This is a genomic window from Arenibacterium sp. CAU 1754, assembly GCF_054482635.1.
The window spans coordinates 236,780-260,632 of record NZ_JBTLRG010000004.1; the positions used below are offsets into that span (position 1 = coordinate 236,780).

General features: G+C 62.1%; 28 protein-coding genes and 1 tRNA gene. 11 read left to right on the forward strand and 18 right to left on the reverse strand.

Annotation, left to right across the window (positions count from 1 at the left end; translation table 11 throughout):
* Positions 1-26 precede the first annotated feature (26 nt).
* Positions 27-1,067 carry a hypothetical protein gene (locus ACXYMO_RS15765; protein WP_458879687.1) on the forward strand — a complete coding sequence of 347 codons (1,041 nt, stop codon included), beginning with the start codon at positions 27-29 and terminating at the stop codon, positions 1,065-1,067.
* A gap of 60 nt (positions 1,068-1,127) precedes the next feature.
* Here ACXYMO_RS15765 and rplT read toward each other — a convergent pair whose 3' ends face one another.
* From rplT to pyk, 4 genes are all read right to left on the reverse strand, one after another.
* On the reverse strand, positions 1,128-1,493 hold the full coding sequence (rplT, locus tag ACXYMO_RS15770) for a 50S ribosomal protein L20 (protein ID WP_458879688.1): 366 nt from the start codon (positions 1,491-1,493) through the stop codon (positions 1,128-1,130).
* 15 nt (positions 1,494-1,508) lie between these two features.
* Positions 1,509-1,709: a 50S ribosomal protein L35 gene (gene rpmI / locus ACXYMO_RS15775; RefSeq protein WP_120634484.1), complete on the reverse strand. Its 201-nt coding sequence runs from the start codon at positions 1,707-1,709 to the stop codon at positions 1,509-1,511.
* Positions 1,710-1,822: 113 nt separating this feature from the next.
* On the reverse strand, positions 1,823-2,047 hold the full coding sequence (locus tag ACXYMO_RS15780; RefSeq protein ID WP_458879689.1) for a hypothetical protein: 225 nt from the start codon (positions 2,045-2,047) through the stop codon (positions 1,823-1,825).
* A 34-nt stretch (positions 2,048-2,081) separates the two neighbouring features.
* Entirely contained in the window at positions 2,082-3,527 is a 1,446-nt protein-coding gene (pyk, locus tag ACXYMO_RS15785; RefSeq protein ID WP_458879690.1) for a pyruvate kinase, read from the reverse strand.
* Positions 3,528-3,642: 115 nt separating this feature from the next.
* On the opposite strand from pyk, the gene ACXYMO_RS15790 reads away from it, so the two are divergent.
* Both ACXYMO_RS15790 and ACXYMO_RS15795 read left to right on the forward strand, forming a co-directional pair.
* On the forward strand, positions 3,643-4,380 hold the full coding sequence (locus tag ACXYMO_RS15790) for an N-formylglutamate amidohydrolase (protein ID WP_458879691.1): 738 nt from the start codon (positions 3,643-3,645) through the stop codon (positions 4,378-4,380).
* Positions 4,381-4,457: 77 nt separating this feature from the next.
* Entirely contained in the window at positions 4,458-4,772 is a 315-nt protein-coding gene (locus tag ACXYMO_RS15795) for a DUF1244 domain-containing protein (protein ID WP_458879692.1), read from the forward strand.
* Positions 4,773-4,774: 2 nt separating this feature from the next.
* Here ACXYMO_RS15795 and ACXYMO_RS15800 read toward each other — a convergent pair whose 3' ends face one another.
* From ACXYMO_RS15800 to dgcN, 5 genes are all read right to left on the reverse strand, one after another.
* Positions 4,775-5,731, reverse strand: coding sequence for an alpha/beta fold hydrolase (locus tag ACXYMO_RS15800; protein WP_458879693.1), 957 nt, complete (start codon positions 5,729-5,731; stop codon positions 4,775-4,777).
* Positions 5,732-5,816: 85 nt separating this feature from the next.
* On the reverse strand, positions 5,817-6,242 hold the full coding sequence (locus tag ACXYMO_RS15805; RefSeq protein WP_458879694.1) for an EamA family transporter: 426 nt from the start codon (positions 6,240-6,242) through the stop codon (positions 5,817-5,819).
* Between the two features lie 36 nt (positions 6,243-6,278).
* Positions 6,279-7,139 carry a D-amino-acid transaminase gene (locus ACXYMO_RS15810; protein ID WP_458879695.1) on the reverse strand — a complete coding sequence of 287 codons (861 nt, stop codon included), beginning with the start codon at positions 7,137-7,139 and terminating at the stop codon, positions 6,279-6,281.
* A 10-nt stretch (positions 7,140-7,149) separates the two neighbouring features.
* Positions 7,150-8,115 carry an N-acetyl-D-Glu racemase DgcA gene (dgcA, locus tag ACXYMO_RS15815; protein WP_458879696.1) on the reverse strand — a complete coding sequence of 322 codons (966 nt, stop codon included), beginning with the start codon at positions 8,113-8,115 and terminating at the stop codon, positions 7,150-7,152.
* 42 nt (positions 8,116-8,157) lie between these two features.
* Positions 8,158-9,159: an N-acetyltransferase DgcN gene (gene dgcN, locus ACXYMO_RS15820; protein WP_458879697.1), complete on the reverse strand. Its 1,002-nt coding sequence runs from the start codon at positions 9,157-9,159 to the stop codon at positions 8,158-8,160.
* Between the two features lie 274 nt (positions 9,160-9,433).
* Here dgcN and ACXYMO_RS15825 point away from each other — a divergent pair, with 274 nt between their 5' ends.
* On the forward strand, positions 9,434-10,390 hold the full coding sequence (locus ACXYMO_RS15825) for an L-malyl-CoA/beta-methylmalyl-CoA lyase (protein ID WP_458879698.1): 957 nt from the start codon (positions 9,434-9,436) through the stop codon (positions 10,388-10,390).
* A 42-nt stretch (positions 10,391-10,432) separates the two neighbouring features.
* Here ACXYMO_RS15825 and ACXYMO_RS15830 read toward each other — a convergent pair whose 3' ends face one another.
* On the reverse strand, positions 10,433-10,885 hold the full coding sequence (locus ACXYMO_RS15830; RefSeq protein ID WP_458879841.1) for an Lrp/AsnC family transcriptional regulator: 453 nt from the start codon (positions 10,883-10,885) through the stop codon (positions 10,433-10,435).
* 72 nt (positions 10,886-10,957) lie between these two features.
* Between ACXYMO_RS15830 and ACXYMO_RS15835 the strand changes: the two genes are divergently transcribed.
* Together ACXYMO_RS15835 and ACXYMO_RS15840 are read left to right on the forward strand one after the other, a co-directional pair.
* Positions 10,958-11,554, forward strand: coding sequence for a LysE family translocator (locus ACXYMO_RS15835; protein ID WP_458879699.1), 597 nt, complete (start codon positions 10,958-10,960; stop codon positions 11,552-11,554).
* An 81-nt stretch (positions 11,555-11,635) separates the two neighbouring features.
* A complete protein-coding gene (locus ACXYMO_RS15840) occupies positions 11,636-12,598 on the forward strand; it encodes an acetyl-CoA carboxylase carboxyltransferase subunit alpha (RefSeq protein ID WP_458879700.1) in 963 nt (320 codons plus the stop codon).
* 43 nt (positions 12,599-12,641) lie between these two features.
* Here ACXYMO_RS15840 and ACXYMO_RS15845 read toward each other — a convergent pair whose 3' ends face one another.
* From ACXYMO_RS15845 to ACXYMO_RS15865, 5 genes are all read right to left on the reverse strand, one after another.
* Complete coding sequence (locus ACXYMO_RS15845; RefSeq protein ID WP_458879701.1) at positions 12,642-13,448, reverse strand: ABC transporter permease; 807 nt, start codon at positions 13,446-13,448, stop codon at positions 12,642-12,644.
* Positions 13,441-14,208: an ABC transporter ATP-binding protein gene (locus tag ACXYMO_RS15850; protein WP_458879702.1), complete on the reverse strand. Its 768-nt coding sequence runs from the start codon at positions 14,206-14,208 to the stop codon at positions 13,441-13,443. Before ACXYMO_RS15850 ends, ACXYMO_RS15845 begins: the two co-directional genes overlap by 8 nt.
* Positions 14,209-14,250: 42 nt before the next feature.
* The gene (locus tag ACXYMO_RS15855) at positions 14,251-15,264 is read right to left on the reverse strand and encodes an ABC transporter substrate-binding protein (RefSeq protein ID WP_458879703.1); all 1,014 of its coding nucleotides are present in this window, start codon (positions 15,262-15,264) and stop codon (positions 14,251-14,253) included.
* A 181-nt stretch (positions 15,265-15,445) separates the two neighbouring features.
* A complete protein-coding gene (locus ACXYMO_RS15860) occupies positions 15,446-16,093 on the reverse strand; it encodes a GntR family transcriptional regulator (protein ID WP_458879704.1) in 648 nt (215 codons plus the stop codon).
* Between the two features lie 38 nt (positions 16,094-16,131).
* Complete coding sequence (locus tag ACXYMO_RS15865; protein WP_458879705.1) at positions 16,132-16,830, reverse strand: M48 family metallopeptidase; 699 nt, start codon at positions 16,828-16,830, stop codon at positions 16,132-16,134.
* A gap of 101 nt (positions 16,831-16,931) precedes the next feature.
* Here ACXYMO_RS15865 and ACXYMO_RS15870 point away from each other — a divergent pair, with 101 nt between their 5' ends.
* Together ACXYMO_RS15870 and ACXYMO_RS15875 are read left to right on the forward strand one after the other, a co-directional pair.
* Positions 16,932-17,258 carry a TIGR02300 family protein gene (locus ACXYMO_RS15870; protein ID WP_458879706.1) on the forward strand — a complete coding sequence of 109 codons (327 nt, stop codon included), beginning with the start codon at positions 16,932-16,934 and terminating at the stop codon, positions 17,256-17,258.
* A gap of 78 nt (positions 17,259-17,336) precedes the next feature.
* Positions 17,337-17,412, forward strand: a tRNA-Ala gene (locus ACXYMO_RS15875).
* A gap of 171 nt (positions 17,413-17,583) precedes the next feature.
* On the opposite strand, the gene ACXYMO_RS15880 is transcribed toward ACXYMO_RS15875, so the two are convergent.
* From ACXYMO_RS15880 to ACXYMO_RS15890, 3 genes are all read right to left on the reverse strand, one after another.
* The gene (locus tag ACXYMO_RS15880; protein ID WP_458879707.1) at positions 17,584-19,116 is read right to left on the reverse strand and encodes a tripartite tricarboxylate transporter permease; all 1,533 of its coding nucleotides are present in this window, start codon (positions 19,114-19,116) and stop codon (positions 17,584-17,586) included.
* Between the two features lie 9 nt (positions 19,117-19,125).
* Positions 19,126-19,557 carry a tripartite tricarboxylate transporter TctB family protein gene (locus tag ACXYMO_RS15885; protein WP_458879708.1) on the reverse strand — a complete coding sequence of 144 codons (432 nt, stop codon included), beginning with the start codon at positions 19,555-19,557 and terminating at the stop codon, positions 19,126-19,128.
* Positions 19,558-19,623: 66 nt separating this feature from the next.
* Positions 19,624-20,613, reverse strand: a complete 990-nt coding sequence (locus tag ACXYMO_RS15890; protein ID WP_458879709.1) for a Bug family tripartite tricarboxylate transporter substrate binding protein — start codon at positions 20,611-20,613, stop codon at positions 19,624-19,626.
* Between the two features lie 147 nt (positions 20,614-20,760).
* On the opposite strand from ACXYMO_RS15890, the gene ACXYMO_RS15895 reads away from it, so the two are divergent.
* The 3 genes from ACXYMO_RS15895 to ACXYMO_RS15905 are packed head-to-tail and all read left to right on the forward strand — an operon-like array spanning position 20,761 to position 23,850.
* Positions 20,761-21,432, forward strand: coding sequence for a response regulator (locus tag ACXYMO_RS15895; RefSeq protein WP_458879710.1), 672 nt, complete (start codon positions 20,761-20,763; stop codon positions 21,430-21,432).
* Positions 21,425-22,801 carry a sensor histidine kinase gene (locus ACXYMO_RS15900; RefSeq protein WP_458879711.1) on the forward strand — a complete coding sequence of 459 codons (1,377 nt, stop codon included), beginning with the start codon at positions 21,425-21,427 and terminating at the stop codon, positions 22,799-22,801. The genes ACXYMO_RS15895 and ACXYMO_RS15900 overlap by 8 nt, the downstream gene beginning before the upstream one ends.
* On the forward strand, positions 22,798-23,850 hold the full coding sequence (locus ACXYMO_RS15905; RefSeq protein WP_458879712.1) for an ABC transporter substrate-binding protein: 1,053 nt from the start codon (positions 22,798-22,800) through the stop codon (positions 23,848-23,850). Before ACXYMO_RS15900 ends, ACXYMO_RS15905 begins: the two co-directional genes overlap by 4 nt.
* Positions 23,851-23,853: the final 3 nt, after the last annotated feature.

Sequence of the window (23,853 nt, forward strand, 5' to 3'; positions counted from 1 at the left end):
CAAAATCCAAAAAGGACAGGTCGAAAATGCTGCAAATTCTGGACGCGCCAGAGCAATCCCCCGCCCGTCGGCTGGCCGCCCTGCGCAAGAAACTCATCCGGCTGAAAAGCAGCAATTATGACGTTTCCAACACCTGCAACCTGACCTGTGAGGGCTGTCTTTATTTCGCAAAGCCCGCCAAGGACCGTATCGACAGCGAAGCGGGCGATATAACGTGGGACACCCTGTTCAAGGCAGAGGCCGAACGCGGCATCAACTTTGCCTATCTCGCCGGGGCCGAGCCGTCGATGACAATGGAACGTGTGCGCGCGGCGGCCCGGCACATCCCCTACGGCGTCGTCTTCACCAATGGCACCCGCAGGATCGATGCCGACATTCCCTATCGCCTGCATGTGTCGATGTGGGGGCTGGGCGACAACAGCGACAAACTGCGCGGGGCGGACGTAAACGCCAAGGCATTCCGCAATTATGCCGGGGACGATCGCGCCGTTCTGGTGTTTACCGTCAACGCCCAGAACACCCATGAAATCGTCGAGGTTTCGCGCCTTGGACACGAGCACGGCTTGCCGGTCACATTCAACTTTTTCTCACCGACCGAAGAATACAATGTGTTCATGGCCAGCCGGGCAAACAAGGACAATCAGTATTTCCGTCTTGGCGATGGTGACGGGGACCTGCGCCACAACGCCGCCTCCTTTGCCCGCGCCAAGGATCAAATCGACGAGGCCCGAACGCTCTATCCGGATACCGTCCGTTATTCGCCACACTATCACGACTGGATCACCCAACCCCTGGATCAGGTGATGGAGTTCGACGAGAACAACGTGGCCATTGATTGCGGGAACCGTCTGACCAAATGGCACCGCCATTACAAATCGGACGCCACCATCAGCGAAGAAAAATGCTGCAGCCCCAACCTGGACTGCCGCGAATGCCGCGGTTACGCGATGGGATACGCAACCTATTTCCGCCGGTACCACACGTTCAAGCATGACCGCGAATCCGCCCGGCAATGGCTCGAGGGGCTGGAATTGTGGGCCGACCTGTTTCTGCCCCGCAACATGTGATCTGAAACGCAAAAGGGCCGCCCAATGAGGCGGCCCTTGGCATTTCAGACTGTACCCGGATCAGGCGGTCAGCGCGGCCTGTGCCTGTGCGACGATTGCACCAAAGGCTTCGGGCTCGTGCACGGCCAGATCGGCCAGAACCTTGCGGTCCACTTCGATGCCAGCCAGGTTCAGACCGTTGATGAAGCGGCTGTATGTCAGCGCCTCGTCATGGCTGCGGACGGCGGCGTTGATCCGCTGGATCCACAGGGCGCGGAAGTTGCGCTTGCGCTGCTTGCGGTCGCGGGTTGCGTACTGGTTCGCCTTGTCAACCGCCTGCGTTGCCACCTTGAAGGTGTTCTTACGGCGACCATAATAGCCTTTTGCGGCCTTTACGATTTTCTTGTGACGAGCGTGGGTGACGGTTCCGCCTTTTACACGTGACATATGATCAGCCTCCTATCAGCGGTCGTAGGGCATGAAGCCCTTGACGATTTTTGCGTCCGGGGCGGACAGCGTTGTATTGCCACGCGCATCGCGGATGAATTTCTTGGTGCGCTTGATCATGCCATGACGCTTACCGGCCTGGCCCGCGAGGACCTTTCCGGTCGCCGTGACCTTGAAGCGCTTCTTGGCGCTGGATTTCGTCTTCATCTTGGGCATTTCCGTCTCCTGTTCTTAAGATCGGTAGAATGCACGACTCGGCATGCCACTTAGGCCGGTCGCGCGGTCAGAGGCGCCGTTTACGAAAGACGGGCCACGCTGGCAAGGGGTAATTAGCCGATGAACTTACCAATGACGCCAAAAAACACGTCAGGGATTTGATCCAGGGTGTACCCGGTCGGCTTTGACGTCGTCGCGATGAGAATCAGCGATCCGGCAATCATGATGGTAATCGCGGACGCACGCGGCGCGCGACCATCACTAAGTGCCGACAGCACCGAAGGAACGGACAACCCTCCAAGGATCAGGCCCACAGTCAACAGAATGTCCGGATCCATACCAAATCCACCTCATAAAAAATCTGAACGGGTCTTATCCCGGATCGGTATTGTAAATCAAACGTTCATCGCACGGGGCGACGCGCAAAATGTTGGTTGTGCCGGGAACGTTGAACGGAACACCCGCCGTGATGACAATCTGATCGGTTGTATCGGCAAACCCGCCCGCCCGCGCGGCGCGCGCGGCATTGACGACAGCCATCTTGAACCGCTCCAGTTCGCCGGTCATGACGCAATTGCATCCCCAGCTGAGGGCCAGCCGCCGGGCCGTGCCGCGCAGCGATGTCATCGCGATGATCGGAACACCGGGGCGTTCGCGCGCCGTCAACAGGGCCGTTGTGCCGCTTTGGGTGAAACAGCAGATCACCTTGATATCTGTCGTTTCGGCAATTTCGCGCGCCGCCGCCACGATTCCGTCGGCCACGCCGGATTGCCGCCCGCCGCGCGATGCAGCGATGATTTGAACATAGTTGGGGTCAGCTTCGACTTCGATGGCGACCTTGTCCATCGTGGTGACCGCCTCAACCGGGTACAGGCCCGCGGCGGATTCAGCCGACAGCATGATCGCATCGGTGCCTTCATAGATCGCCGTCGCCACATCGGAGACTTCCGCACGTGTCGGCATCGGGCTTTCGATCATGCTTTCCAGCATCTGGGTCGCCACGATCACGGGTTTTGCGGCGGCACGGCATTTGCGCACCAGACGTTTCTGGATCGGCGGAACGGCCTGGACCGGCAGTTCGACGCCCAGATCGCCGCGCGCGACCATGATCCCGTCCGATGCCTCGAGAATGGCGTCGAAATTATCGACGGCCGAGGGCTTTTCGATCTTGGACAGGATCGCGGCACGGCCATCTGCAAGCCCACGCGCCTCTTCCACGTCGGCGGGCCGCTGTACAAAGGACAGCGCCAGCCAGTCGACGCCCAAGGTGCACGCAAACTCAAGATCGTCGCGGTCCTTTTCCGACAGCGCCGCCAGCGGCAGCACCACATCGGGCACGTTCACGCCCTTGCGGTTCGAAATGGTCCCGCCCGTGATGACAGAGCAATCGGCGTAATCATCGCCACAGTCTTCGACCTTGAGACGGATCTTGCCGTCATTGACCAGAAGATGCGCGCCCATTTTCAGCGCCTGAAAAATCTCTGGATGCGGCAGGCAGACGCGGGTTGCGTCGCCCTCGGCCGGGTTCAGATCCAGACGGAATGATCCGCCCTCTTCCAATTCCTCCGATCCGTTGGCAAAGGTGCCAACCCGCAATTTCGGCCCCTGAAGGTCGGCCAGAATGGCGATCGGACTGTCCAGATCCTTTTCGACCTGCCGGATGATGCGGTGTTTTTCGCGCAGTTCGTCATGCGTTCCGTGGCTCATGTTCAGGCGGAAAACGTCTGCTCCGGCCTCGTGCAGCGCCCGGATCATGTCATAGGTTTCCGAGGCAGGGCCCAGCGTGGCCACGATCTTGACGTTGCGCAGACGTCTCATATGTCAGTCTTCCTTTTTTCAGAAATGTTACCGCAAACATTCACAGCGTGGTTATGGCGCATTTCCCATTCGCGGGCAACTGGCCTAAAGCTGTCAGCAAACAGGTGACAGGCAAATGACATATACCCCATTTTTCATTCACGGCGAAACCCGGCCCGGCCCCTGGCTGGTAACCTGCGACCACGCGTCCAACACTGTCCCCCCCTCCGTTGGCGGCGGCGACCTGGGCCTCTCGCGCGAGGATATGGAGCGTCACATCGCTTATGACGTGGGCGCCTATGGGGTATCCCAGCATCTTGGAACGCTGCTGAACGCGCCTGTCATCGCCTCCAATTTCTCACGCCTGGTGATTGATCCCAACCGCGGTGAGGACGATCCGACCCTGTTAATGAAACTTTATGACGGGTCGATCATTGCCGCCAACCGCAATGCGGACGCGGCCGAGATCGAACGCCGTCTGAACCTGTGTTACCGACCCTATCACGAACAACTGGCGCGCTTGGCGGCGCTGCCCCATGCCATCATCGTTTCGGTGCACAGTTTCACCCGCCAGCTGCGCGGACGCGAGCCGCGACCATGGGATGTCGGCGTGCTCTATGCCGGGGATGACCGGCTTGCCAGACCTCTGATTTCCCTGCTCGAGGCCGAGGACGATCTGGTCGTGGGGGACAATGAACCTTATTCGGGCCATCTGCCCGGCGATGCCATCGACAAGCATGCCATCGCATCAGGGCGCCCCAATGTGCTGATCGAATTGCGCAATGATCTGATCGCGGATCACAAGGGCCAGAAACACTGGGCCGAACGGCTGGCCCCTATTCTGATCGCCGCGATGGAACAGACCGATTTGTAAGCTCCGACAGGTCAGCGGGGGTGACAGGTCGGCGGCGGGGCCTTAGATCAGTATCAAACAGACATCAGGAGCCCGCCATGGACAAACAGACCAAGATCGAAATCGAAGCCGCTGCCTTCCGTCGTCTGCGCCAACACCTGATGCAGGACCGAACGGACGTGCAGAACATCGACATGATGAATCTGACCGGGTTTTGCCGCAACTGCCTGAGCCGCTGGTATCAGGAGGCCGCCAACGAACGCGGCATCGAAATGTCCAAGGACGAGGCGCGCGAAATCTATTACGGCATGACCATGGATGAATGGAAAGCCAACTATCAGACCGAGGCCAGCCCGGAAAAGCAGGCCGCCTTCAAGGTCGCGTTCGAGGAAAATGTCGGCAGCAAGGACTGAAATTACGTGCGCAGGGCCGCCATCCTGCGGATGAAATCGGCGCATTCGGCGGGCGCTGTCATCGGGATCATGTGACCGCGCCCGGCCAGTTCTTCGTACTGCAAGCCGAACGCCTGCATCGGCTTGCCATGCACCTCGCATGACAGCAGCGCATCCTTGTCCCCGTAAAGAATTCCGCCCGGCACCTTCAGCTGCGGATATTGCGCCGACTGCTGCGGCAACCCGTCCTCCAACATCACCAGATCGGCCGAGGCCCCGACAAAGGCCTTGGGCCGCATGCCCAGAACTGCGGCGGCGCGGATCAGGAAATCGCTCACCGGCGGCTCGGGGTAAAAGGCGGCCTTGATGACCTTGTCGGCCATGAATTTGCCCATGGGAATGGCAATCGTATTGGCCACCATCCGCCGCATGACCGGGGATTCGATTGCCAGCCCCTGAAAGATGGGGGCGACCTCATCCTCGTGCTGGGTCGCCGGGGCCAGCAACGCCAGGGCGCCCGCCTTGTCGGGGTCGTGCAGTGCCATTGCCAGCGACAGCGCCCCACCCAGCGAATGGCCCGCCAGAACCGGGCGTTCGATGCCCTTTGCATCCAGAAATTCCCAGATCATGCGCGCCTGTTCGTCCAGCGCGGCCAGATCGTCGGAGTCACGATCCGAATACCCGCAGCCGGGCCGATCAATCGCAATCACGCGGAAATCCTGCGCCAGCAAATCGGAGATCGCATAGGTCATATGCTGGAGCTGACCGGACAGCCCGTGGATCAACACGACGGGAGGGGCATTTTCCGGACCCATCTCGACGTAATGGATGGACCCGCCATTGACCGGCTGTTTCGGACCGGTTTGGGGAATTGCCTTTTCCGCCTGCCGGGCCATGGACCCCGTCCACAGATACAACAGTGCGGCCAGAACAAGGGCCGCAACAAGAATGATCCACAGGATGGAAAACAGTGTCGACATGGAATGCTCCTCGGCGCGGGTCAGGACTTCGGGCAACTATAAGGGGCTGTGTAGAAATGTCTGCCCGAAACAAGCGGCAAACGCATCACGACAGCGCCAGAACCAAAGCCCCTGCTGAAATGAGCGCCACGCCGCTCCAGCCGCCAGCACTCAGCCTTTCACCAAGGAACAGGACGGCGATGATGGCGACGAAAACCACGCTGAGCTTGTCGATCGGGGCAACCTGCGAGGCCTTGCCGATCTGCAACGCCCGGAAATAGCACAACCAGGAGGCCCCGGTCGCGAGACCGGACAGCACGAGGAACACCAAGGATTTGGGCGGCATCTGCGACACCGGCTCAAAACCGCCGGTGCCCCAGAGCAGGGCAGCCAATACGACGATCACGACAATGGTGCGCAGGAACGTCGCGAAATTGGAATTGATATCCGACACGCCGACCTTGGCAAAAATGGCGGTCAAAGCCGCAAAAACGGCCGACAGCAACGCCCAGAATTGCCAACTCTGCATCATCCGCAACGCCTAGCAGAGGCGCGCGTGAAAATCACGTCAAATTGCGGCCTTCAGGCTTTCTTCGAGATAGATTTCGCGCAACCGGGGCGCAACGCGTCCCGGAACACCTTCGCCAATCTTTGCACCGTCGATTTCGACAACCGGCATCACGAAGGTGCTGGCCGAGGTGACAAATGCCTCGTCCGCCGCGCGCGCCTCATCAATGGTAAAGTTGCGCTCTTCGACCTCCATCTGCGCCTCGCGGGCAAACCGCAGAACGGCGGCGCGGGTGATGCCGTGCAGGATGTCGTTGCTCAGCGCGCGGGTGATAATCTTGTTGCCCTTGACGATATAGGCGTTGTTGGATGTGCCTTCGGTCACGAACCCGTCCTCGACCATCCACGCATCGTCGGCCCCGGCCTTTTTCGCCATCATCTTGCCCATGCTGGGATACAGCAGTTGAACGGTCTTGATGTCGCGCCGGCCCCAGCGGATATCGTCGATGCTGATGACCTTGATGCCCTTTTTCGCAACCGGGTTGTCGGCCAGACCCGGCTTGTTCTGGGTGAACAGAACGATGGTCGATGGGGTTTCGTCCGGATCGGGGAAGGCAAAATCACGATCCCCGGGCGCGCCGCGCGTCACCTGCAGATATACCATGCCCTCAACGATGTTGTTGCGCGCAACCAGTTCGCGGTGAATGGCCAGCAATTCGCCCATGGTGACGGGGCAAGCCATGTCCAATTCCGCCAGCGACCGTTCCAGCCGTGCGGCGTGGCCGTCGAAATCAATCAGCTTGCCATCCAGGACCGATGTCACCTCATACACGCCGTCCGCCATCAGGAAGCCGCGATCAAAGATCGAGATTTTGGCCTCATCTTCGGGCAAGTATTCTCCATTCACGTAAACGGTGCGCATCTTGTATCTCCTATCCCCAGAGTGCGGCACTCGGCGGGTGCACTCCGGCGTCGTCAAAAATCAGGGCGTTGTTGCGGTCTTCGGCCAACAAGAGCGGCCCGTCAAGGTCTACAACGGCCGCACCCTGCGCAACCAGCGTCGCAGGCGCCATGGCAAGCGACGATCCGACCATGCAGCCGACCATCACCTTGTACCCCTGCGCAAGGGCCGCATCGCGCAGCGCCAGCGCCTCGGTCAGGCCGCCGGTTTTGTCGAGCTTGATATTCACCACATCATACTTGCCCTTCAATGCCGCAAGGCTGGCGCGGTCATGGCAGCTTTCGTCGGCGCAGACGGGCACGGGACGTTCCATCCCGATCAGGGCGTCATCCTCGCCCGCGGGCAGGGGTTGTTCGACCAGTTGCACACCCAGACGCACCAGATGCGGGGCCAGATCGGCGTAAACTGCGGCGCTCCACCCCTCGTTGGCGTCCACGATGATGCGTGCATCCGGAGCCCCGGCGCGCACCGCCTCAAGCCGGGGCATATCGTCAGGTGTGCCCAGCTTGATCTTGAGCAAGGGGCGATGCGCGTTTTTCTGCGCCTGTGCGCGCATGGCGTCGGCCGTGTCCAGCGATAGGGTATAGGCGGTGATTTCCGGGCCGGGCCGGGTCAGACCGGCCAGTTCCCAGACCCGTTTGCCCGACTGTTTCGCCGCAAGATCCCACAGGGCACAGTCCACCGCGTTGCGGGCCGCGCCCGCTGGCAAAAGACCGGCCAGGTCGGCGCGCGTGAAACTGTCGGGCAAGCCTTCGATCTGGGCGGTGACCGACTCCAGCGTCTCACCATACCGCGCATAGGGCACACATTCGCCCCGGCCCGTCGCGCCCCCGTCGGTCACATGCGCGGTCAGCACCTGCGCCTCGGTCCTTGAGCCGCGCGAGATGGTGAACACTTGCGCCAGCCGGAACACGTCACGGCTTACCTTGATCTGCACCGGCTTTCCCCTTTGGTTCTTTCAATGCCTGACCGGGTTAAATCACAGCCCGGCCAGCGCATCCACCAACCGGTCCGCCCCCTGCCGAAACGGGTCGACCGCAGGCAGGCCCATCCGGGCCTCGGTTTCGGCCAGATAGCTCAGCGCCTGATCCTCGCCCATGTGCTGGGTGTTGACCGATATTCCGACGACCTCGCAGGCCGGGTTGGCCACCCGTGCCAGCGGCAGCGCGGTGTCGCGCAGCACCTCAAGCGACGGCAGGGTGTAATCCGGCAGCCCGCGCATGTGCGGTCGGGATGGCTCATGGCTCAGGATCAGCGCATCGGGCTGGCCGCCGTGGATCAGCGCCATGGTCACACCCGAGAAGGACACGTGGAACAGACTGCCCTGCCCTTCGATGATGTCCCAGTGATCGTCGTCGTTGTCGGGGGTCAGATATTCGACTGATCCGGCCATGAAATCGGCGATCACCGCATCCAGCGGCACGCCCTGCCCGGTGATCAGAATGCCAGTCTGACCGGTGGCGCGAAACGTGCTTTTCAGACCCCGTTTGCGCATCGCCTCGTCCAGCGCCAGCGCGGTATACATCTTGCCCACCGAACAATCGGTGCCCACGGCCAACACGCGTTTGCCGCTACGCTTGACCCCGTTGGCAATCGGGTATCCGACGCTCGGCACCCGCACATCGTGCAATGTGCCGCCGTGCGTTTGCGCCGCGGCGACCAGATCGCCCTCGTCCCGCAACAGGTTGTGCAGGCCCGAGGCCAGATCATACCCCATTTCCAGCGCCTGGATCAGGACCGCCTTCCATGTGGGGCTGATCACCCCGCCCCGATTGGCCACGCCAATGACCAGCGTCCTGGCCCCGGCCGCGCGCGCCTGTTCCAGCGTCATGTCAGTCAGCCCGACATCCGCACCGCATCCGTCCAGACGCAACTGGCCCACCGCGTTTTCGGGGCGCCAGTCCTTGATGCCCTGGGCCACCTTGGCCGAAAGCTGATCGGGCGCATCGCCCAGGAACAATAGATACGGGGTTTCGATCATGGCGCAGCCTCCTGTGATTCCCTCACAGGGTAGAACCGATTGAAAACGAGTGTTTTGCTTTTTGCAGCGCAGAATGCATCGATTACTCACTTTTCTTCGAACAGGCCGCTCTATCATAGAATAATTTTGCACAAGTCGCCCTTACTACGCCAAAATTGACGCAAGTCAGGTCGCACTTTCTGCAACTGCACAATAAACCTTGCGCAGGGCCACGCAATTTAATACCTCCTGAGCGCAAGAATCCGCAATTTCCTTACCCGAAAGGTGCTGCCTCATGAGCTTCCGCATTCAGCCCGCCGCCCCGGCCCGTCCCAACCGATGCCAATTGTTTGGCCCCGGATCGAACACCAAACTGTTCGAGAAAATGGCGGCCAGCGCGGCGGATGTCATCAATCTCGACCTTGAGGATGCGGTGGCCCCCGACGACAAGGAACAGGCACGCAAAAACATCATCCAGGCCATCGGCGACGTCGATTGGAACACCAAAACGCTGGCCGTGCGCATCAACGGCCTGGACACGCCCTATTGGTACCGTGACGTGGTTGATCTGCTGGAACAGTCGGGCGACCGTCTGGACATGATCATGATCCCCAAGGTGGGCTGTGCCGCCGATATCTATGCGGTTGATGCGCTGATCACCGCGGTCGAACGCGCCAAGGGCCGCACCAAACCTGTCAAGCTTGAGGTCATCATCGAAAGCGCGGCCGGGATCGCCCATGTCGAAGAAATCGCTGCCGCCTCGCCCCGTCTTGAGGCGATGAGCCTGGGTGCTGCGGATTTCGCCGCGTCGATGGGTATGCAGACCACCGGCATCGGCGGCACGCAAGAAGATTATTACATGCTGCGCGAGGGTCAGAAATACTGGTCCGACCCCTGGCATTGGGCACAAACCGCCATCGTGGCCGCCTGCCGCACGCACGGGTTGCTTCCGGTTGACGGCCCGTTCGGTGATTTCAGCGATGATGAAGGGTACCGCGCACAGGCGCTGCGCTCGGCCACGCTGGGTATGGTGGGCAAATGGGCGATCCACCCCAAGCAGATTGCCCTGGCGAACGAGGTCTTCACCCCGTCCGAGGAAAAGGTGAACGAAGCCCGCGAAATCCTCGCCGCAATGGAAGAGGCCAAGAAATCGGGCTCGGGCGCGACCGTCTACAAGGGCCGTCTGGTGGACATCGCCAGCATCAAACAGGCCGAAGTGATCGTCAAACAGGCCGAGCTGATCGCCGGCTGATCCTGAAACGGCCCCGGAGCCATTCCGGGGCCGGTTTCCCTGCTACGCCCGCAGGTCTTTGGGCGATCCCATCACCACATATGACGTGATCGACGTGACATGGGGCAGCGTGCCCAGAACGTCGGTGTGAAACGTCTTGTAGGATTTCAGATCGGCGCATTCGACGCGCAACAGGTATTCGATCGTGCCGGTGATGTTGTGGCATTCGGTCACCTCGGGCGCCCGTGACACCGCCCGTTCGAACCCTTGCTGGGCGGCTTTTGTATGCTCCCCCAGTCCAACGCCGATATAGGCCACGAACCCGATGCCGCGCGCCTCGGGGGGCACAACGGCGCGATACCCGGAAATGACACCGCTGCGTTCCAACTCCTGCACCCGGCGCAGACAGGCCGAAGGGGACAGCCCGACACGCTCGGCCAGGTCCACATTGCTGATCCGGCCGTCCCGTTGCAATTCCTGCAATATTCGGTCGTTTATTTGATTGTTCTTCGCTATTAGTTGCGATTAACTCCCAAACGCGCATGAAAAGGCAATTACATTCCGCGCAAACCGCGCAATTATGCGGGCATGAACAGCGAACTGCTTTTTGGCCTTATCCTTTTTGCCTTTGTCTCGTCCATCACACCGGGGCCGAACAACCTGATGCTGATGGCGTCCGGGGCGAATTTCGGGTTTCGGCGCACGCTGCCGCACATGATGGGCGTGGCGCTGGGGTTCGTGTTCATGATCCTGCTGATGGGGCTGGGGTTGGGCCAATTGTTCGACCTCTATCCGGTCAGCCACACGATTCTGAAAATCGTGTCCGTCCTCTACCTGGGCTATCTGGCCTGGAAAATCGCCCATTCCGCGCCCGTGGGGGCACGGCGCAGCGAAGGGACACCGATGACCTTTCTTCAGGCCGCCGCGTTTCAATGGGTCAACCCTAAGGCCTGGGCGATGGCGGTCACCGCCATCACGGCCTATACGCCCGACCACAGCATGGGCGCCGTGGTTCTGGTCTGCGCGATTTTCGGCGCCATCAACCTGCCCTCGGTCGGGTCATGGACCTTGATTGGCCAGCAGATGGCCCGCCTCCTGACCAACCCGCGCCGGATGGTGGCGTTCAACTGGACTATGGCCGCGCTGCTGATCGGGTCACTCTATCCCGTTCTCTGGCCGAACTGACCCCGATTGCAGCCGCTGGCGAGTTGCAAACCCTCCCCGGCAAGGTCATATACGGTCAGACAAACATCAACGGGGCACCGGATGACGCAGTATCTGGATTTCGAAAAACCGCTCGCCGAAATCGAAGGCAAGGCGGAAGAATTGCGCGCCCTCGGACGCGCGAACGAAGAAATGGATGTGGCAGATGAGGCCGCCGCGCTTGACGCCAAGGCGGCCGCGCTTCTCGGCGATCTTTACCGGGATCTGACCCCCTGGAGGAAATGTCAGGTCGCGCGTCACCCCGAACGCCCGCACTGCCGCGATTACATCGAGACCCTGTTTACCGAATACACTCCGCTGGCCGGTGACCGGAACTTTGCCGACGATCACGCCGTGATGGGCGGGCTGGCCCGGTTCAACGATACGCCTGTCATGGTGATCGGCCATGAAAAGGGCAGCGACACGAAATCACGCATCGAACGTAATTTCGGCATGGCCCGTCCCGAAGGCTACCGAAAGGCGATCCGCCTGATGCAGATGGCCGGCCGTTTCGGCCTGCCGGTGATCACCCTTGTCGACACGCCCGGCGCCTACCCCGGCAAAGGGGCTGAGGAACGTGGCCAGTCCGAGGCGATCGCCCGCGCCACGGAAACCTGCCTGCAAATCCCCGTTCCCCTGGTCAGCGTCATCATCGGCGAAGGCGGATCAGGCGGCGCGGTCGCCTTTGCCACGGCCAACCGCGTGGCGATGCTGGAGCATTCCGTCTATTCCGTGATCAGCCCCGAGGGCTGCGCCTCGATCCTGTGGAAGGATTCCGAGAAGATGCGCGAAGCCGCCGAAGCCCTGCGCCTGACACCGCAGGATTTGCTGGCCCTGGGTGTGATCGACACTATCATCAGCGAACCCAAAGGCGGGGCGCATCGCGACAAGGATGCCACCATTGCCGCGGTCGGCAAGGCCATCGGCACGATGCTGAATGCGCTTGCGAAAAAGGACGGTCCGGCACTGGTCGCCGACCGGCGCAACAAGTTCCTCAAGATGGGGTCCAAGGGTCTGGCGGCGTAACGGGCCGGGTGCCTATTCGGATTCCGGCCTGCGCCGCGTTGCCTCAACTTCTCCAGCGCAACAGCCGCTTTTCCAGCAATCCGATGCTCCAGCTGGTCAGCACACCCAGCGCCGACAGGATCACGACGCCGGCGAACAGGCGCTCCAGATCATAGAGCGCGCCGGCCTGCAGGATATAAGCGCCAATTCCATATTCCGCGCCCAGCATTTCGGCGGCGACCAAAAGGATGATCCCGATCGCGATCGACACGCGAAGGCCCGACAGGATCCCCGGCAGCGCACCGGGCAGAACGATCTTGCGCACGATGCTGAGCCAGCTCAGCCCGAAACTCTGCCCCATCCGCACCAGCGTTCGGTCCACATTATCGACCGCGCCATAGGTCGACACCACCGTCGGGGTGAACGTGCCCAGCGCGATCAGGGCATATTTGCTGCCCTCATCAATACCGAACCAGATCACGAACAGCGGGAGCAGCGCGATTTTCGGGATCGGGAACATGGCCGCGACCACGGGCACCAGCCCGGCCCGGACATAGCTGAACAACCCGATCATCACGCCGACACCGATGCCCGCGCTGATCCCCAGCAGGCTGCCAACCACAAGGCGCGTCAGCGACGGCGCCATATGGGTCCAGAGCATGCCCGACTGCCAAAGCTGTTTCAGCGTCAGCGCCACATCCGACGGGCGCGGCAGGGTCAGGTTGCCGATCCATCCGGCCCGTGTCCCCCATTCGATCACGATCAGCAAAAGGACAAAGACAATCGCCCCTGTCCCGCGCTTGGCCGTCGGGCGAAACCCGCCGCCGCGAAAGGCGACCGGATGCGTGGTGGCGACGCCGGGTTCAGACATTCAGCAATTCCTGATCGGCGGCCATGGCCTCTTCCTTCATCAGCGACCACAGCCGGGCCTGCAGGTCCTCCAGATGCGGGTCGCCACTGCGCCGTTCGGCCAGCGGTGTGTCCACTTCGATCACTTCGCGCACACGGCCCGGGCGGCGCGACAGAACGGCGATGCGGTGCCCAAGGCGCACGGCCTCGGCCAGGTTGTGTGTCACGTAGACCCCGGTAAAGGGCTGGCGCGTCCAGAGGGCCAGCAAATCCTCCATCAGCAATTCGCGCGTCTGCGCATCCAGTGCCGAAAGCGGTTCGTCCAGCAACATCACCGCCGGTTTCACCGCCAGGGCACGCGCAATGGCCACCCGTTGTTTCATCCCGCCCGACAATTGCCGGGGCAAGGCGGCGCGAAAATCGCTCAGTTTTGTGCGCGCCAGAACGTCGTCGATGATGGCATCGGCCCGGGCGCCGCGAATGCCATGATCCTCAAGCACCAGCGAAATGTTCCCCCCGACACTGCGCCACGGCAACAGGGCAAAATCCTGAAACACGTAGGTCAGCGGGTTGAGGCACTCAGCCGGCGGCGTGCCCAGTTGCAAGACCTGCCCCTGATCGGGCCGTTCAAGCCCGCCGATCAGCCGCAACAGGGTGGATTTCCCGCAGCCCGACGGCCCCACGATACACAGGATTTCACCGGCCGGAATGCGCAGCGAAACATCCTGCAACACCGGCATGCCGCCATAGTGGTGCGTGAGGGAGTCCAGGGTCAGGTCCATGTCTTGGCGGGGGCGGCGCCCGGTGCGCCGCCGCCCTTTTCCTTACATCATTTCGGCATAGGACGGATCGACCAGCGTATCGGTGGTGATGCTGTCCTTGACCAGACCTTCGGATTTGAACCAGTTCAGCTGATCGCTGACCGACGCCATGTTCAGCGCGCCGTTCTTGTTGATCCGCATTGCGCCATTGATGATCGAGCCGCGCGCCTTGGCGTATTCACGGTCGGTATAGACGTATTTGTGGATCAGTTTCACCATATCCTCGGCGGCGTCATCGCCAGCGGTCTTGTCGACCAGCGCGGCGTTGAAATCATCCGCCCCTTTGGAAAAGGCGCGCATGAACGCCTCGGTCCTGGCACGTTCATTCGCCGCGTTGGCGGCCGAGGTAAAGACGGTCGTGACCTGATAGTTCGGCAGATAATCGGCGACGTTGCCGATGACCTTGACCGCCCCGCCGCCGGCCAGCGCCTTGGCGATGTGGGGGACAATCGACCAAGCGTCGACCTGGCCCGATTTCATCGCGCCAATGATCGCACCCACCTTTTGCAGCGGCTTGAAGCTGAGTTTCGCGCCCTCGGCCGCGGCGATTTTCGACCCCATGTAGTGAAAGGACGACCCCGGCTGAGTCACCGCAAAGCTTTTTCCGTCCAACTGCGCGGGGCTGGTCAGCCCGGCGTCATAGGCCGCGTTCGAGGCAAGGATCAACTGCCCGTCAATGCCCGGCTCTTCGCTCAGCGCGCCGCCGATCACCTTGGCCGCCCCTTTTTCGGCAAGGCTGATCAGACCGCCGGAAATGGCCGTCACCGCGTAATCTGCATCGCCGGATGCAATGGCCACCGCCATTGGCTGGGCCGCCTGAAAGAACTTGAATTCGACATCCAGCCCCTCGTCCGCGAAATACCCGCGTTCAAAGGCGACAAAGCTGGCCGCGTGGCTGGTAAAGCGCAGGGCGCCAACGGTCATCTTGGTATTGGCCAGTGCAGGCGACCCCAGCATTGGCAGCGCTGCGGCGCCACCCACCAGTCCCAATGCACCACGGCGTGTGAAATTGTTCATGTAAAATCCTCCCAAATTCGATGCTTGGCCTCCTGTCTGGAGGGGTGCACCGCTGGGCCGATCCTAGAACGCAATACCGCGCGGGCGCAATCGCCTGAAATACCACATGTTCAGGTTCAAGCAGCCCACCGAATGGATCAGCTTGTGATTGGATCGCCCGCTAAACCGCCGCGCACCCGGTTCAGGCGGTCAGCATCCGAAGGCCCTGCGTCACGTCCGAGCGAACCGCCAGCCGCAAACCCGGCTCATCCCCCGCCTTAAGCGCGGCGATGATCAGTTTGTGATAATGCGGCGGTTCGGTGCGCCGCAAACGCCCGTACAGCATGCGCATCGTCGGACCCAGTTGCAGCCAGACGGTTTCGGCCATGGCCAGCATCGCAGGGGCCTGGGCGCGCAGATACAGGGTTCGGTGAAACTCCAGGTTCGTGCGGATGTACCCCACCGGATCGCGGTTGATGATCACCTCGCCGATCGTGTTGTTGATCGTCTGCAACCGGTCGATCAGCGCCATATGCGCCCGCGGCAATGCACGGCTGGCCAGCTCGACTTCCAGCAATGCGCGCAAGGCGGCAAGTTCCTCGATCCGGTCATGGCCGGGTTCAGGTGTCGAAACGCGTCCCGAACTGGACAGGAACAGGGCCCCTTCGGCCACCAGACGGCGCACCGCCTCGCGCGCCGGGGTCATCGAAACATCGAATTCCTTGCCGATACCCCGCAGTGTCAACGCCTGACCGGGGGCGATATCACCATGCATGATACGCGTGCGCAGCGCACGATAGACCCGGTCATGGGCCGCCGGGACAACATCTGAAACACGTGGATTGATCATAGGACTTTTGTGATCACAAATCGCCAGCGGGTCAAATGCTATTTCGACGCAGCACTCTCGAACCGATAGCGATGCAGCGCGCTCCCTTCGCCGCGCAGCCATTTGCGCGCCGTGTGATGCGGACCGTAAAGCCGCTCGACCACCGCCCAGAAGGCAGGCGAATGGTTCATCTCGGCCAAGTGGGCGACCTCATGCGCGGCGACATAGTTCAGAACCTCGGGCGTGGCCATGATCAGACGCCAGGAAAACATCAGCCCGCCGTCAGACGTGCATGACCCCCAGCGCGACCGCGTATCGCGCAAGGTAAGACGATGATAGGGACGCCCCAGTTCGCCGGCGTATCCGTCTGCGGCGCGCGCAAGGCGATCACGCGCAAGTTCGCGCAGCCAGGTCTGCAAGCGCACGCCGACGCGATCCTCGGGCACGGCGATCTCATCATCGGACATCACCACCCGCCGCCCCGAGGCCGGTACGATGCGCCTTGGGCGTCCCTCGACCGGCACCAGCGCGCCAAACCCCACGAAGACATCGTCGGGCCGGTCCGAAAGATGGTCGCGGATCCAGTTTTCCTTGCTGCGGGCGAACTCAAGCGCCTCGCGCTCGGCAACCCGGTTTGGCACGGTCAATGTCACCCGCCCGTCCAGATGCGAGATGCGCAGCGAAATGCGGCGCGCACGCCCCGAACGCCTCAAAGTCAGCGGCACCGGGGGATTGCCCGGCAGGTGATGGTCGGTCATGGATGCAACTCTACTTGCTAAAGCCTTTGACAGTGCCCACGTCATATGGCACGTGACCGGAATCGTCGATGCGACTCAAGCCATAATCAAGGGGATTGCCAATGCCCAAGGAAGAATGGGGCACAAAACGCCTATGCCCGACCTCAGGTAAACGTTTTTACGACCTGAACAAGACTCCGATCGTCAGCCCGTACACGGGCGAGGTCATGGAAGTGGATGTCAGCAAGGCGCGCATGATCGCGGCCGATGCCGAAGACGCGGCCACGGTGAAAGCCAAAAAAGCTGCCGAGACAGATGACGATGCCGTTCTCGAAGATGACGACGCGCTCGATGTCGATCTGGGAGATGACATTCTGGACGACGACGACGAAGATGATGACGTCTCTCTGGACGAAATCGCAGACGTCGCCGCGGATGACGAAGAGTGATCTGAACAATTAAAGCCGGGCTGGATTTTTTTGCTTGATCCTGCCCGGCGATGCGCCTAGACACCGGCGCACGGTTTTGGGGCCTTAGCTCAGCTGGGAGAGCGCTTGCATGGCATGCAAGAGGTCAGGGGTTCGATCCCCCTAGGCTCCACCAAAACTCCTCCCCATTCACCACATAATATGTCTGATCCGACAGGTGCATTCGCATGCCGTTAAGACGTGCTTGGTCCGTGCCCTGGCAAAGCTATGTGACACTTAAAACGGCGACACACTGCTGAATTGACCGATGAAGGCGAGGGCCCGCATGCGCGGACCCTGCAGCGTTTCAGTCGGTCAGCGCGCCCTCGTCGGAACGCTTCATGCGGCGTTTGACGGTCTTGCCGACGATGATCGGTAGGATGAACCCCACCGCTGCAACACTCCACAGGATTATGGCGAGCGGGCTGTCGATCAGGGTCCACCAATCGCCATCGTCGATTGTCACGGCGCGGCGCAGGTTCGATTCCATCGCATTGCCCAGCAATGTGCCCAGGATCACCGGCACCAGCGGCACGTCCAGCTTGCGCAGGACCCAGCCGATAACGCCGAATCCGACCATCACGATCAGGTCGAAACTGGACCCCGAGATCCCGTAGATCCCGACAAAGCTGACCATGGCCACAACCGGCATGAGGATGCGCGGCGGCACCAGCAGAACGCGGGTAAACAGGCCCACCATCGGGATGTTCATCGCCAGCAACATGAAATTGGCAATGAACAGCGCCGCAATCAGACCCCAAACCACATCAGGGTTCTGCGTGAACAGCAACGGACCCGGCGTGATGTTCAGCGACAGCAGCACAGCCAGCAGAACCGCCGTTGTGCCCGACCCCGGCACGCCCAGCGCCAGCATCGGCACCAGCGCGCCCCCCGCGGCGGCGTTGTTGCCGGCCTCGGGCGCGGCCACACCGCGCGGATCGCCAGTGCCGAATGTGCCGTCCTTGTCCACCAGCCGCTTTTCCATCGAATAGGAAATGAACGACCCCAATGACGCCCCCGCCCCCGGCAACACACCTGCAATGAACCCCAGGAATGAGGTGCGCAGCATCGTCGGCGTGCAGGATTTCAGCAGCGCAAAGGAGGGCGTCAGGCGGCCAATCTCGATCTTGCGGCCGGCGGCCTCCGCGCTGCCGTGGCGGTGTTCAAGAAAGATGAACACCTCGGACAGGGCAAACAGGCCGACAATGGCCACAAGGAAATCGATGCCGTCATAAAGATGCACCTCTCCAAAGGTAAACCGCGGAACGCCGGTCTGGGTATCGACCCCGATCATGGCAAGGCCCAGCCCCAGCATCGCGGCAAAGGCCGATTTTGCCTGATTGGTCGAACTCACCCCACCCAGCGTGGCAAAGGCCAGCGCGAACAGGGCAAAATATTCCGCCGGACCGAACAAAAGCGCGATCTTGACCAGTTGCGGCGCCAACAGGATCAGCCCCCAGGTCGCCAGAAACGCCCCAACAAAGGACGCAATCCCCGACAGGGCAAGCGCCTCGCCCGCACGGCCCTTTTGCGCCATCGGGTATCCGTCAAGGCAGGTCATCATTGCCGGTTCATCGCCCGGAATATTCAGCAGGATCGACGAAATCCGCCCGCCATACATCGCGCCGTAATAGACCGAGGTCAGCAGGATCAGCGCCGCCGTCGCATCCAGCCCCAGGGTAAAGGCCAGAGGGATCAGGATTGCCACGCCGTTTGACGGCCCAAGGCCGGGCAGGGCCCCCATCACCGTGCCCAGAAAACACCCCAGCAGCGCCAGCAGCAGGTTCTGCCAGCTCAGCGCGATGGCGAACCCGTCGCCCAGTGAACTCAAGGTTTCCATGATTTCCCCTCAGAACCCAAGCGGCCCGCGGGCCAGTGAAAGACCCAGGATCAAATGGAACACCACATAGATCCCGCCCGAGGTGAAAGCGCCCGTGAAAAGCGAGCCCAACGGCGGCGTTCCCAGCCGCCAGGTGAGGTAGGTGGCGGCCACCGCGGTTGCGATGACAAACCCGATGACGGGCAGGAACTGGGCATAAAGGATCATGACAACCACCGCCGCGCCGATTTCGGCCAACCGGCCCACGGCGGGCCATTCCGGTTCGGTATCCGGACGCAGAACGATGGCTAGGGACGACAGCGCCAGAATGGCCGCGATGATCAGCGGAAACGCCTTTGGCCCCACCGCATCCGACAGAAAACTTTCCTCGATCAACAGCGCCGCCCAGGCATAGCCCAGCGCCAGGATCAGCCCGAAGGCCCCAAAAACGCGGTCACTCATGGTCTCACCCTCCCCTAAATGTCAGTTCTGGATGACCGGGGCGGTGACCCCGCCCCGGTCATGATTTTACTTGATGATGCCGATATCGCGGCTGATCGTCTGGATTTGCGAGACCGAGTTCGACACGAACTCCTGAAACGCATCGCCCTGCAGGTCGAGCGGCGCCAGACCATTGGCGGCCATGATCGCCTTCCATTCGTCCGAGGCATAAAGCGCGGCCAGCTTTTCAACCCAGGCGTCATAGGCCGCGTCCGACATGTCGCCCGGCGCATAGAACCCGCGCCAGTTGGCGCCAACCACGTCGACACCCTGTTCCTTGGCGGTCGGGAAATCGGCGAATTCACCGTCCAGACGCTCGGGCGACAGGACCGAAATCACGCGGATGTCGCCGCTGTCCACGAACCCCTTCGCCTCGGACAGATCGCCGGTAAAGGCCTGAACCGACCCGGCCAGCAATTGCGTCACCGCCTCGCCGCCGCCGTCAAAGGCGATGTATTTCACCTTGCGCACGTCTTCGATCCCATGCGCATTGGCCGCCATCAGCACCTTGAGGTGGTCCCATCCGCCCACAGCGGAACCACCGGCAATCGCCACGCTGGTCGGGTCGTTTTTAATCATGTCCAGCAGTTCGGGCAGGGTTTGCACCGAGCTGTCGGCAGCAACGGCGATCACGCCGTAATCGGCCCCGATGGTCGCCAGCCAGCGCACCTGGTCCATGGTATTGCCGGGATAGGCGCCCTGCGCCAGCCGTGTGGCCGTCGCGGATGAGGCGGCGACGATCAGGTCGTTGTCATCGCCGCGCTTGTTGACCACCTCGGCAAAGGCAACGCCACCGCCGCCCCCGGCCAGGTTCACAACCTGCATCGTCTTGTCCAGCAGGCCCAGGTCCTGCAGCGATTTGCCCACCTGACGGCAGGTGAAATCCCATCCGCCACCCGGGTTCGCGGGGGCGATACATTCGGGGTTTTCCGGTGTGAACCCCTGGGCGCCCGCCGTCAGGGCGGACAGACCCAAGGCCGCTGCGGCCAGTGCGCTGCGCGCAAATGAAAATGTCATGACTTACTCCTCCGTTCATGATCAGGCCGGTTTTCCCGGCGCTATGTGACTCCGCGTCTTAGTGGTTGAACCTGTCAGCAACCTGTCACACTCTGCCAGAAACCGGCGCCAACGCGCCGACACCGGCTGAACTTGGGGGTCCGCAGGGTGCGCTTGCTGCTTGTCGAAGACACATCCGACATGGCCGAGGCGATTGCGATCCGCCTTGGGCGCAGCGGAATTGCCTGCGATGTGGCCGCCACCCTGGACGAGGCGCGCGGCTTTCTGGATGTTCAGGCCTATGACGTCATCGTTCTCGACATCAACCTGCCCGACGGGCTGGGCACCGATCTGTTGCGCGACCTGCGGGCGGCGGGCACGCGCACACCGGTCCTGATGCTGACGGCGCAGTTTTCGGTGGATGACCGGGTGTCAGCGCTCAACCTCGGGGCCGACGACTATCTGGTCAAACCCTTTGATCAACGCGAACTTGAGGCCCGCATTCAGGCCCTTTACCGCCGCGACCAGGCGCAAAAGGGCGAAGATATTTCCCTGCGCGACCTGACATTCAACCCAACGGCCCAGCTTGTCACGGTTGCGGGGCAGCCCCTGCCGGTCACGCGCCGCGAATTGGCGCTGCTGGGCCTGCTGATTCACAACCGGGGCAAGGTGATGAGCAAGGAACGCCTGTTCGAAGGGCTGTTCTCGTTTGACGATGCCGATGTCGGGCTGAACGCGATCGAGCTCTATATCGCGCGGCTGCGCAAAAAGTTGGTCGGCAGCGGCGTGCGGATCGAAACCCAGCGGGGGCTGGGCTACAAGCTGGATCTGGATGCCTAGGCGCGACCTGTCCCTGGGCGCCCGCGTGGCGCTGGCCGTCGCGATCCTTTTGGCGGCGGGGGGCGTTCTGGTCTCTGTGGCCGCTTTTGCCTATGGCCGGCAAGCCGCGCAAGAGGCCTATGACCGCCTGCTTGTCGGGGCCGCCAACGACATTGCCGCCTCGGTCTCGGTCGGCCCGGAAGGGCTGATTGTCGACCTGCCCACGTCGGCCTTTGAACTGCTTGCCCTCGCCCCGAATGATCGCATCGCCTATCGCGTCATGGGGCCGGGTGGCGAGTTTCTGACCGGGGACCGTGACCTGCCCGACCCGCCGGATGCCCCCACGGGGCAGATTGCATTTTACGACGCTAAGTTCATCGATGAACCGGCCCGCTACGCCGCCGTCAGCCGCCAGTTCGCCGAACGCGACATATCCGGCTCCGTGCAGGTGATCGTCGGCCAGACCCGGCTGGCGCGCCGGGCCCTTGCGCTCGACATCACGCGCCGGGCGCTGATCGTTCTGGCCATCACCGGGGTAGCCATGGCGCTGTTGGCCGGATTTGTCGTCCGATCCGCCCTGCGCCCGCTGGACCGGCTGACCACGGCCTTTGCCGCGCGCGACCCCTATGATCTGACCCCGGTTGAGGCCCATGTCCCGCAAGAGGCCGCCGGCATGGTGCAGGCGCTGAACGGGTTCATGGGGCGCATCGACCAACAGGTGTCCTCCATGCGCACGCTGATTTCGGATTCCGCTCATCAACTGCGCACCCCCGTGGCCGCGCTGCGCGCGCAGGCCGATCTGGCCGCCGAAGAACCCGACGCCAGCCGCCGCTCGGCCATCGTACAGCGCATCCACCAGCGCACTGTCGATCTGGGGCACCTGCTGGATCAGATGTTGTCGCGGGCGCTGGTCATTCACCGCACCGAAAACCTGCGGCGCGAGCGGTTCGATCTGCGCGACGTCGCGCTTGAGGTCACCGAATCCGACGATCACGCCCTGACGACCCCCGGTACGGACATCCGCCTGGCCATAACCGAAACGCCGGTGATGGTGGCCGCCGACACGCTGTCCCTGGCCGAGGCGGCCAAGAACCTGCTGGCCAATGCGGTCAGGTACGGAAAATCCCCAATCACCGTTGGCGCAGGGGTGCAGGACCGTCAGGCAATTCTGTGGGTCGATGACAGCGGACCGGGCCCCGATGCCGCGACACTCGGCCAGATCGGCGCGCGGTTTACCGACCGGGGAAACGCCGCTGGCCAGGGGTCGGGCCTGGGCCTGTCGATCGCCCACGCGGTGGCGCGGGCCTATGGCGGCGATCTGACTCTCACCCCCACCGACACCGGATTTCGCGCCGCACTTGTTCTGCCTCTGGCTGAGGGGCAGTCATGATCCGGCGTCTGTTTGCCCTTCTTCTTACCCTCGCCGCCGCGCCGCTCAATGCGCAGGAGGCGCGCCAAAGCTTTGGCCCGGACACTGCCGACACCCGCCTGTTGGTCCGCTCGACCACTGACATCGCCGTGTTCGGCCCGGTGATGGACGCGTATCTGCGTACCCGGCCCGATCTGGCCATCGATTATGAACAATGGGGGTCGAACGCGCTCTATGACATCAGCCTGCAGGATTGCCGCGCCGGGCGGTTCGGGGCCGATGTGGTGATTTCTTCGGGCGTGCATCAGATGGTCCACCTGGTCAACAACGCCTGCGCCGCCGCGCACCGATCAAACCTGACGGCAGACCTGCCCCAGGCGCTGCGCTGGCGGGACGAGTTATGGGGCATCACCCGCGAACCGGCGGTGATGGTCTATAACCGCGATCTGGTGCCCCGTATCGAAGTGCCGCGCACCCGGTTTGATTTGCTTGACCTGCTGCGCCCGCAACGCACGCGTTATGCCGGGCGGGTGGCCACCTATGACGTGGAGTCCTCCGGGCTCGGCTATCTCTTTGCATTTTCCGACGCGCGTGAGGCGACGACCTTTGGCGCCCTTCTGGAAAGCCTGGAACGCAGCGGCGCGGTGGCGACCTGCTGTTCGGCCGAAATCATCGACGGCGTGGCCAATGGAACTTACCTGATCGCGTATAACGTCCTGGGATCCTACGCCCAGGTCGCTGCACAGCGCGACCCGCGCATCGGTATCGTACTGCCCAATGACTATACCCTTGTCCTGAGCCGCGCACTAATGATCCCGCGCACCGTTGCCAACCGCGAGGCGGCGGGCGACCTGCTGGATTTCCTTGTGTCCCCCGACGGGAAAGCCGCCCTGCGGGAGGTTTTGCTGATCACCCCGCTGACCGGAAAGGACACGCAGGATGAACACCCCACCCTGTCGGAAACCGCATTGCGCCCCATCGGTCTGAGCCCGGCGCTGATCGTTGCGCTGGACCAGCAAAAACGCCAGAGGTTCATCGACCTCTGGCGCAAAAGCTTTCCGGTGAAATAGGCG

What these genes read in the sequence shown, in the direction of transcription:
- rpmI (WP_120634484.1), bottom strand. Translation starts at nt 1,709, where the DNA reads ATGCCCAAGATGAAGACGAAATCCAGCGCCAAGAAGCGCTTCAAGGTC.
- ACXYMO_RS15860 (WP_458879704.1), bottom strand. Translation starts at nt 16,093, where the DNA reads ATGATCAATCCACGTGTTTCAGATGTTGTCCCGGCGGCCCATGACCGG.
- ACXYMO_RS15765 (WP_458879687.1), top strand. Translation starts at nt 27, where the DNA reads ATGCTGCAAATTCTGGACGCGCCAGAGCAATCCCCCGCCCGTCGGCTG.
- ACXYMO_RS15885 (WP_458879708.1), bottom strand. Translation starts at nt 19,557, where the DNA reads ATGAGTGACCGCGTTTTTGGGGCCTTCGGGCTGATCCTGGCGCTGGGC.
- ACXYMO_RS15840 (WP_458879700.1), top strand. Translation starts at nt 11,636, where the DNA reads ATGACGCAGTATCTGGATTTCGAAAAACCGCTCGCCGAAATCGAAGGC.
- ACXYMO_RS15805 (WP_458879694.1), bottom strand. Translation starts at nt 6,242, where the DNA reads ATGATGCAGAGTTGGCAATTCTGGGCGTTGCTGTCGGCCGTTTTTGCG.
- ACXYMO_RS15880 (WP_458879707.1), bottom strand. Translation starts at nt 19,116, where the DNA reads ATGGAAACCTTGAGTTCACTGGGCGACGGGTTCGCCATCGCGCTGAGC.
- dgcN (WP_458879697.1), bottom strand. Translation starts at nt 9,159, where the DNA reads ATGATCGAAACCCCGTATCTATTGTTCCTGGGCGATGCGCCCGATCAG.
- ACXYMO_RS15870 (WP_458879706.1), top strand. Translation starts at nt 16,932, where the DNA reads ATGCCCAAGGAAGAATGGGGCACAAAACGCCTATGCCCGACCTCAGGT.
- ACXYMO_RS15900 (WP_458879711.1), top strand. Translation starts at nt 21,425, where the DNA reads ATGCCTAGGCGCGACCTGTCCCTGGGCGCCCGCGTGGCGCTGGCCGTC.
- ACXYMO_RS15850 (WP_458879702.1), bottom strand. Translation starts at nt 14,208, where the DNA reads ATGGACCTGACCCTGGACTCCCTCACGCACCACTATGGCGGCATGCCG.
- ACXYMO_RS15795 (WP_458879692.1), top strand. Translation starts at nt 4,458, where the DNA reads ATGGACAAACAGACCAAGATCGAAATCGAAGCCGCTGCCTTCCGTCGT.
- ACXYMO_RS15855 (WP_458879703.1), bottom strand. Translation starts at nt 15,264, where the DNA reads ATGAACAATTTCACACGCCGTGGTGCATTGGGACTGGTGGGTGGCGCC.
- ACXYMO_RS15810 (WP_458879695.1), bottom strand. Translation starts at nt 7,139, where the DNA reads ATGCGCACCGTTTACGTGAATGGAGAATACTTGCCCGAAGATGAGGCC.
- ACXYMO_RS15865 (WP_458879705.1), bottom strand. Translation starts at nt 16,830, where the DNA reads ATGACCGACCATCACCTGCCGGGCAATCCCCCGGTGCCGCTGACTTTG.
- ACXYMO_RS15825 (WP_458879698.1), top strand. Translation starts at nt 9,434, where the DNA reads ATGAGCTTCCGCATTCAGCCCGCCGCCCCGGCCCGTCCCAACCGATGC.
- ACXYMO_RS15905 (WP_458879712.1), top strand. Translation starts at nt 22,798, where the DNA reads ATGATCCGGCGTCTGTTTGCCCTTCTTCTTACCCTCGCCGCCGCGCCG.
- ACXYMO_RS15845 (WP_458879701.1), bottom strand. Translation starts at nt 13,448, where the DNA reads ATGTCTGAACCCGGCGTCGCCACCACGCATCCGGTCGCCTTTCGCGGC.
- ACXYMO_RS15780 (WP_458879689.1), bottom strand. Translation starts at nt 2,047, where the DNA reads ATGGATCCGGACATTCTGTTGACTGTGGGCCTGATCCTTGGAGGGTTG.
- ACXYMO_RS15835 (WP_458879699.1), top strand. Translation starts at nt 10,958, where the DNA reads ATGAACAGCGAACTGCTTTTTGGCCTTATCCTTTTTGCCTTTGTCTCG.
- ACXYMO_RS15890 (WP_458879709.1), bottom strand. Translation starts at nt 20,613, where the DNA reads ATGACATTTTCATTTGCGCGCAGCGCACTGGCCGCAGCGGCCTTGGGT.
- ACXYMO_RS15800 (WP_458879693.1), bottom strand. Translation starts at nt 5,731, where the DNA reads ATGTCGACACTGTTTTCCATCCTGTGGATCATTCTTGTTGCGGCCCTT.
- pyk (WP_458879690.1), bottom strand. Translation starts at nt 3,527, where the DNA reads ATGAGACGTCTGCGCAACGTCAAGATCGTGGCCACGCTGGGCCCTGCC.
- rplT (WP_458879688.1), bottom strand. Translation starts at nt 1,493, where the DNA reads ATGTCACGTGTAAAAGGCGGAACCGTCACCCACGCTCGTCACAAGAAA.
- ACXYMO_RS15790 (WP_458879691.1), top strand. Translation starts at nt 3,643, where the DNA reads ATGACATATACCCCATTTTTCATTCACGGCGAAACCCGGCCCGGCCCC.